Raw genomic sequence first — 8234 nt, forward strand, 5'->3', positions numbered from 1 at the left:
TATGGCCAAATCAATCATCTTCAGTGAAGAAGCCCGCCGCGCTCTAGAGCACGGCATGGATATTTTGGCAGAAGCCGTAGCCGTTACCCTGGGTCCCAAAGGGCGCAACGTCGTGCTGGAGAAGAAGTTTGGCGCCCCCCAAATCATCAACGACGGGGTAACCATTGCCAAAGAAATCGAGCTGGAAGACCACATTGAGAACACAGGCGTTTCCTTGATCCGGCAGGCGGCTTCCAAGACCAATGACACGGCTGGGGATGGCACCACCACGGCCACGGTCTTGGCTCACGCCATGGTGAAAGAAGGTCTGAAAAACGTGGCTGCCGGCGCCAACCCGATTGCCCTAAAGCGGGGGATCGACAAGGCGGTGAAGTTTTTGGTCGACAAGATCGCCGAACATGCCCGCCCGGTCGAAGATTCCAAAGCCATTGCCCAGGTGGCGGCCATTTCCGCCGGTAACGATGAAGAAGTGGGCCGTATGATTGCCGAGGCCATGGACAAGGTGGGCCGCGAAGGGGTGATCTCCCTGGAAGAAGGCAAGTCCATGACCACCGAGCTGGAAGTGACGGAAGGGATGCGCTTCGACAAGGGCTACATCTCCCCTTACTTCGTCACCGATACCGAGCGGATGGAAGCGGTTCTGGAAAACCCCTACATCCTCATCACCGATAAGAAGATCACCCTGGTGCAAGACCTGGTACCGGTTCTGGAGCAGGTGGCCCGCGCCGGTCGTCCTCTGCTGATCATCGCCGAAGACATCGAGAAAGAAGCGCTGGCTACCCTGGTGGTGAACAAGCTGCGGGGTGTGCTGAGCGTGGTAGCGGTAAAAGCCCCTGGCTTCGGGGATCGCCGCAAGGCTATGTTGGAAGACATTGCCATCCTGACCGGTGGTGAGGTAATCAGCGAAGAGCGCGGCCTGAAGCTGGAGAACGCTCGCCTCGATTCCTTCGGCACTGCCCGTCGCGTCACGGTAACCAAAGACAATACCACCATCGTGGCGGAAGGCAACGAAGCGGCCGTGAAAGCTCGTTGCGAGCAAATTCGCCGTCAAATTGAGGAAACCGACTCCACCTACGACAAAGAAAAACTGCAAGAGCGCCTGGCCAAGCTCTCCGGCGGTGTGGCAGTGATCAAAGTGGGCGCGGCCACCGAAACCGAGATGAAAGACCGCAAGTTGCGCCTGGAGGATGCCATTAACGCCACCAAAGCGGCGGTAGAAGAAGGGATCGTTCCCGGCGGCGGTACCACCTTGGCACACCTGATCCCGGTGGTAACCGAGTGGGCGCAAGCCAACCTGTCCGGCGATGAACTGGTGGGGGCCAACCTGGTCGCCCGCGCTCTGGGTGCTCCGCTGCGCCGCATTGCTGAGAACGCCGGCCAAAACGGCTCCATTGTGCTGGAGCGGGTGAAAGATAAGCCCTTCAACACCGGCTACGATGCCCAGAACGACGCCTTCGTGGATATGTTCGAAGCGGGCATTGTAGACCCGGCCAAGGTTACCCGTTCCGCCCTGCAAAACGCCGCTTCCATTGCGGGGATGGTGCTGACCACCGAAGCAATCGTGGTGGACAAGCCCGAGCCCAAAACCAACACGCCGGCAAGCAGCGGCAGCGGCATGAGTGACTACGACTACTGATCTGTTGATTGCCACAGGGAGGCGGATCCCTTAGGCTCACCGAAGAGTTTGGGGGCACTCCGCTTCCGGGCTGAGCATCTTGGATGAATCTCTGGGGATCCCCTGGTAGGATCCCTTTTCTTGTGGATTTTCATCAAGACGCAGGCAATCCGGCGGGATCATTCCCAACGACCGTGAGACAGCAGCGAAACTGTTTGTGATGCTGATCCCTAACCCCTTTTCTCAGAGGGAGAGGGTCTGGGGGTGAGGGCGCTAGAGCCATGCAATCGGGAACTGCCTCAAACTGGTTTTTTGATAACGACTCTGATTCTGTCCAACTTGAAGAGAAGGGGAAGGCGGTGTGGCTCAGTTGATCTGCATTGGCCTGGATCTGGCCTGGTCAACCCGCAACCCTTCCGGTCTGGCCACGCTGCGAGTCCAGCTCGGGGATCCCGGCAGGCAGAACTTGACAGGCCATCTGGTCGATAGCCGCATTCTCCAAACGGATGAGGAGATCCTGGACTATATTCAAGCTCAGGCGGGCGAAGATCCCTGCTTGGTGGCGGTGGATGCCCCCCTGCGCGTCCCCAACCTCAGCGGACAGCGACGGGCCGAGGCCGAACTGAACCGGGTGTTTCGCGCCTATGCAGCCGGGGCCCACCCAGCCAACCGCCGGCTTCTAGAAAAAAACGGCCAGGTGAGAGGGGAAGCCTTGGTGCAAGCCCTAGCCAGTTATGGCTTTCGGGAGCAGGCCAGCATCGAGCGAGGAAAACTTACCCGCCAAGTGACCGAGGTCTTCCCCCACAGCGCCTTGGTCAGCCTCTTTGGCCTCAGCCGCACCCTAAAATACAAGGCCCGCCCTCGACGCACCTGGCCGGAACGGCAACAAGCTTGGCAACTTTACCAGCATCATCTGCGCTCTCTGGCTGCCGCTGACCCGGCTCTCCAGGATCACGAAGAGCTGCTCCAAGTGAAGGTGGGATCCCTCAAGGGCCGTCGACTCAAAAACTACGAAGATCAGGTGGATGCGTTGATGTGTGCCTACATCGCCCTCTACGGGTTCCGTTGGGGATCCGAGCGCTGCCGCAGTTTCGGCAACCTGCAAGAAGGGCACATTTTCACGCCCTTGCCCCCTCGAACCTCTGAGGCTGATTGAGACCCGCTCCGGGATCGCAGGTGGAAATCCCAACCAGAAGAACAAAACTCTCGCTAGCCTTGGATCCCTCCTTGGCGGCATGATAAAAACAAGGGATCCGCAGAACAGGGGAAAAATGGACGTGCAACTGGGCCGCAATCGGCAGGCAAGACGCGCTTACGGGCTGGATGAAATCGCGCTGGCCCCAGGCAGACGAACGCTGGATCCCAGCCTGGTGGATACCCACTTCACCCTGGGAGGGATCCAACGGCAAATCCCCATCATCGCCAGCGCCATGGATGGCGTGGTGGATGTGCGAATGGCCATTTTGCTCTCGGAGCTGGGAGCTTTCGGGGTGTTGAACCTGGATGGCATCCAAACCCGCTACGCCGATCCCGATGAGGTGTTGGATCAGATTGCGTCGGTGGGCAAAGACGAGTTTGTGCCCCTAATGCAGCGCCTCTACGGCGAGCCGGTGAAGCCAGAGCTAATCCAAGAACGCATCCGCCAGATTAAAGCCTCCGGCGCCATTGCCGCCGCTAGCTGCGTGCCCGCCCACGCCGCCCAATACGGCCCCCTGGTGGCGGAAGCCGGGGGGGATCTGTTCTTCGTTCAGGCCACGGTAGTTTCCGTCCACCACAAGGTTCCCGAAGGCATGGAACTGCTGGATCTGGCCCAATTTTGCCGGTCGATGCCCATTCCTGTTGTGGTGGGCAACTGCGTTACCTACGATGTCGCTCTGGAGCTGATGCAGGCCGGAGCTGCCGGTGTCTTGGTGGGGATCGGCCCTGGCGCTGCCTGTACTTCCCGAGGCGTGTTGGGGGTGGGAGTGCCGCAGGCTACGGCCATCGCCGACTGTGCCGCTGCACGGGAGCAGTTTTTGGCGGAAACCGGCGCCTACGTTCCCATCATTGCCGATGGCGGATTGGTGACCGGCGGCGATATTTGCAAGGCCATCGCCTGTGGAGCGGACGCAGTGATGATCGGATCCCCCTTGGCCCGCGCCCATGAAGCCCCCGGTCGCGGCTTTCACTGGGGCATGGCCACCCCCAGCCCCATCTTGCCCCGCGGCACCCGCATCCGCGTGGGATCCACCGGCACCTTGGAAGAAATCTTGCGCGGCCCCGCCCGCCTGGACGACGGTACCCACAACCTCTTGGGCGCCCTGCGCACCAGCATGGCCACCTTGGGGGCTGCCAATCTTCGAGAAATGCAGCAGGTGGAGATCTGCATTGCCCCTTCCCTGCTCACAGAGGGGAAGGTGTACCAGAAGGCGCAAAGCCTGGGCATGGGGAAATAGTCCCTTGGGAATGCTAAACTCGGTGGACTGGGATCCCTCGGGGGCGGTTAGCTCAGCGGTAGAGCGCCTGCCTTACAAGCAGGATGTCACTGGTTCGAGTCCGGTACCGCCCATCCCCACCGGAGCTTGCAGCTTGAGAGCTCTGTCTCAGTTTGAGATACACCCGCTAGCCAGAGCCGGATCCCTGAGGTAGAGTAGTGGATATCGAGCCTCGATCATCTACCGCAGTTGGGTCTCGCATTGAGTCTTGCCCAGAAAGTGTGTAAAGTGGTAGACGATGTGGACTTCGGCTGTATCATGTCTTCCCAGAGTCCGCGATTGCCAGGCTCGTTGTTGAGGTAGGCAGTTTGTCGCTTCTATGAGGACATCCCTACAGCCAAAAAGGTGTGAGGAAAAGAACAAGGAGAGAAACATGCCCGCGAAACACGCGAACTACTGGAAAACGCTGCTGGCCGGCACTCTGGGTGCAGCAGCGATCCTGACCCCTGGAGTGGCTTATGCCCAAGCTACCGGGCCGGTCACCTCCATCTCTGAGCTTTCGGATGTGCAGCCCACCGACTGGGCCTTCCAAGCCCTGCAATCCTTGGTGGAGCGCTACGGTTGTATTGCCGGCTACCCTGACCGCACCTTCCGCGGCAACCGGGCTATGACTCGCTTTGAGTTTGCCGCCGGTATGAACGCCTGCTTGGATCGCATCAATGAGTTGATTGCAGCCGGTTTGGCCGACAAAGTCTCCAGGGAAGACTTGGCCACTCTGCAGCGCTTGCAAGAGGAATTTGCTGCTGAGCTGGCAGCCCTGCGCGGGCGGGTGGATGCCCTGGAAGCCGATGTTACTGATTTGAAAGGGAAGGTCTTCAACCCGGTTACCAAGTTGAATGCCCAAGTCATCGCCGCTGTTGTAGGCAGCGCTCTCACGGAAGACAGAGTTGTTGATGGGAAGGTAGTAGCAGAGCAAAACCAAGCCAACATGACTCTTCCCTATCGGGTACGCTTGAACTTCGATGCTTCTTTTGTGGGTCGCGATCGCCTGCGCATTCGTCTCCAAGCTCGCGATGCGGTAACCACCTTCTTTGAGGGTGACCCAGGCGTTGGCTTCCAAGGAGGCGCGGGTGGTACCTTCACCCTTGCCCAGCTGGTTTATCAATTTCCTGCTTTCGACCGCGCTGCTACTATCTACACGGGCATTACGGGTACGGGAGTGTCGAGCGTTCTGCAGTACAGCACGCCCTTTGATGCCCTGTCGGACTTTGCCGATGCTCCCAACTCTACGGCAGATGTGCCCAGCGGAACCCTATTTGGTTTTCGCTACCGTTTGAGCGACCAGTTTCGTTTAGCCTACGCCTACAGCACCAGAAGAGGGCAAGCCTTGGGGAGAGGCTTTGGCGACAGTGGCTTAACAGGTGATGATAGCGCTCACACCGTCGAGCTGGGCTTCTTGCCAACCGAGAGCTTGGAGTTTTACCTTCAGTTTGCTTCCACCTACCTGCAGCAGGCGAACGACGGCCCCACCTTCCTGGCCACGGGTAAAAGTCTCTTCCGTGGACCGGTAAGAAGAACTCGGGTAGATGTCTCTGCGCGGGTAAACGCCTTTACAGTCGCAGCCAACTGGGAGATTAGCCCTCGCATTACCTTGTCTGGCTGGTTTACGGCTGGCAATGTGGATTACAACCTGCCCAATGTGGTACCAGCTGGTACTGTTGATCCGGGTGAGGAAGACTTTAATGGTTTCCTCTTTGGCTTTGTTTTCCCTGACCTCTTTGTGGAGGGTGCCAAAGGCGGGATTGTATTTGGGCAGCCAATCGTGACCACAGACAACGACGGAGTGTGGGATACTCGCCCCTTCGTTGTGGACGTCTACTACAGCTTCCCGGTCAACGAGTACATTACTCTAACGCCTGCTGCCTACTTTGTGAGCAACCCCAATGGCGGCAGACCCGGAGACAACGACCCAACCATTGGCGTGGGGGCTTTGCGAGCTGTGTTTACTTTCTAGTTCCTAGCTCCTCACGCTTACAGCCAAATTGCCAGGCAGGGATCCACTACGGTGGATCCCTTCATTGAATAAGAATAATCAACTCCTCTGTGGGGATAAGGATGCTGGCATTGAAGAGCTTGAGGTTGAGCTTAAGACGAGGCCATGGGCTACAAAAAGCGCACTGCGTGAGATCTGCCCAGGTCTTTGCCACAGGCTCGGTGTAGGTGTGAGAATGGCGGGAACAGATACCCATGTCTTGGCCACAGATGTGGGGACACCGCATTAACTGTAGGGCAGACCGGACAGCAAGAGGATGTGGACTTCGGCTGTATCATAATCTCCACATCATGTCTTCACCGAAGTCCGCAGTTGCCAGACTTGTTCTTGAGTTAGGCAATTGGTTATCTCTAGAAGACATCCCTACAGCCAAAAAGGTGTGAGGAAAAGAACAAGGAGAGAAACATGCCCGCGAAACACGCGAACTACTGGAAAACGCTGCTGGCCGGCACTCTGGGTGCAGCAGCGATCCTGACCCCTGGAGTGGCTTATGCCCAAGCTACCGGGCCGGTCACCTCCATCTCTGAGCTTTCGGATGTGCAGCCCACCGACTGGGCCTTCCAAGCCCTGCAATCCTTGGTGGAGCGCTACGGTTGTATTGCCGGCTACCCTGACCGCACCTTCCGCGGCAACCGGGCTATGACTCGCTTTGAGTTTGCCGCCGGTATGAACGCCTGCTTGGATCGCATCAATGAGTTGATTGCAGCCGGTTTGGCCGACAAAGTCTCCAGGGAAGACTTGGCCACTCTGCAGCGCTTGCAAGAGGAATTTGCTGCTGAGCTGGCAGCCCTGCGCGGGCGGGTGGATGCCCTGGAAGCCGATGTTACTGATTTGAAAGGGAAGGTCTTCAACCCGGTTACCAAGTTGAATGCCCAAGTCATCGCCGCTGTTGTAGGCAGCGCTCTCACGGAAGACAGAGTTGTTGATGGGAAGGTAGTAGCAGAGCAAAACCAAGCCAACATGACTCTTCCCTATCGGGTACGCTTGAACTTCGATGCTTCTTTTGTGGGTCGCGATCGCCTGCGCATTCGTCTCCAAGCTCGCGATGCTGTGACTGAGTTCTTTGATGGGGATCCCGGCCTTGAGTTTGGCGGCCGTGGCGGCGGCACTTTCACCCTGGCCAAGCTGATCTACCAATTCCCAGCTTTCAACCGAGCAGCTACCATCTACACGGGTATCGTTGGCTCAAGTGTGTTCGATGTATTCAACTACAGCACACCCTTCGAAGCTCTCTCCGACTTTGCTGATGCTCCCAACTCCACGGCGGACGTGCCAGGTGGAGCTCTGTTTGGCTTCCGCTACCGACTCTCGGATCAACTACGCTTGGCCTACAGCTACAGCACCAGGAACGCTCAAGCCTTGGGCAAGGGCTTCGGCGACAGCGGTATAACCGGTAGCGATAGCGCCCACGCGGTGGAGCTGGGCTTCCTGCCGAATGAAAATCTAGAGATTTACCTGCAGTTTGCCAGTACCTATCTGCAGAAGGCAAACGATGGCCCTGAGTTCTTGGCCAACGGTACAGCTCTTTTCCGTGGCCCTCTGCGGAGGACGATGGTAGATGTTTCTGCCCGTGTCAATGCTTTCTCGGTGGCAGCCAACTGGGAGCTTAGCCCTCGAATTACCGTATCCGGCTGGTTTACTGCTGGCAATGTGGATTACAACTTGCCCAACGTGGTACCGGCTGGCACCATTGATCCGGGTGATGAAGATTTCAACGGGTTCCTGTTTGGCTTTGCTTTCCCGGATCTCTTCATTGAGGGTGCTCAGGGCGGTGTGGTGTTTGGCCAACCGATTGTCAGCACCGAGGAGGGAGTTTTTGACAGCCGTCCTTTCATCGTGGATGTTTACTACAGCTTCCCGGTGAACGAGTACCTCACCCTTACCCCGGCAGCCTACTTTGTGAGCAATCCCAATGGTGGGCCTAGCAAGTCTGGGGATACCGATCCAACCATCGGCGTGGGTGTCTTGCGGGCTGTGTTTGCTTTCTAGTTCCCAGAGTCCTTACGCTGACATTCAAGTCGTTAAGTTAAGTAGGGATCCACTGCAGTGGATCCCTTTTTTGGTTCAAACCTTACTTTATGGTCATTTCGACTCAGACTAGGTTGTGTTGATCTTTCATTTGAGCCAAAAGAGAGCACTGACGAGATAGAGA

5 protein-coding genes and 1 tRNA gene are annotated in these 8234 nt (G+C 57.6%); all 6 read left to right on the forward strand.

The window, feature by feature from the left end; translation table 11 throughout:
* Position 1: 1 nt before the first annotated feature.
* The 6 genes from groL to NW838_RS02535 all read left to right on the forward strand — a co-directional run bounded on the left by groL (position 2) and on the right by NW838_RS02535 (position 8071).
* On the forward strand, positions 2-1636 hold the full coding sequence (gene groL, locus NW838_RS02510) for a chaperonin GroEL (protein WP_011433224.1): 1635 nt from the start codon (positions 2-4) through the stop codon (positions 1634-1636).
* Between the two features lie 340 nt (positions 1637-1976).
* Positions 1977-2771: a DUF429 domain-containing protein gene (locus NW838_RS02515; RefSeq protein ID WP_414356086.1), complete on the forward strand. Its 795-nt coding sequence runs from the start codon at positions 1977-1979 to the stop codon at positions 2769-2771.
* A 115-nt stretch (positions 2772-2886) separates the two neighbouring features.
* The gene (locus tag NW838_RS02520; RefSeq protein WP_414356085.1) at positions 2887-4050 is read left to right on the forward strand and encodes a GuaB3 family IMP dehydrogenase-related protein; all 1164 of its coding nucleotides are present in this window, start codon (positions 2887-2889) and stop codon (positions 4048-4050) included.
* A gap of 41 nt (positions 4051-4091) precedes the next feature.
* Positions 4092-4163 (forward strand) — tRNA-Val (locus NW838_RS02525).
* 299 nt (positions 4164-4462) lie between these two features.
* Entirely contained in the window at positions 4463-6043 is a 1581-nt protein-coding gene (locus tag NW838_RS02530; protein ID WP_414427441.1) for an iron uptake porin, read from the forward strand.
* Between the two features lie 444 nt (positions 6044-6487).
* Positions 6488-8071, forward strand: a complete 1584-nt coding sequence (locus NW838_RS02535; protein ID WP_414427442.1) for an iron uptake porin — start codon at positions 6488-6490, stop codon at positions 8069-8071.
* Positions 8072-8234: the final 163 nt, after the last annotated feature.

The organism is Synechococcus sp. R55.2 (assembly GCF_047462075.1).
Classification (GTDB): Bacteria; Cyanobacteriota; Cyanobacteriia; order Thermostichales; family Thermostichaceae; genus Thermostichus.

Bases quoted from the DNA above. Each gene is read 5' to 3' on its own strand.
- NW838_RS02520 (WP_414356085.1), top strand. From the start codon at position 2,887: ATGGACGTGCAACTGGGCCGCAATCGGCAGGCAAGACGCGCTTACGGG.
- NW838_RS02535 (WP_414427442.1), top strand. From the start codon at position 6,488: ATGCCCGCGAAACACGCGAACTACTGGAAAACGCTGCTGGCCGGCACT.
- NW838_RS02530 (WP_414427441.1), top strand. From the start codon at position 4,463: ATGCCCGCGAAACACGCGAACTACTGGAAAACGCTGCTGGCCGGCACT.
- groL (WP_011433224.1), top strand. From the start codon at position 2: ATGGCCAAATCAATCATCTTCAGTGAAGAAGCCCGCCGCGCTCTAGAG.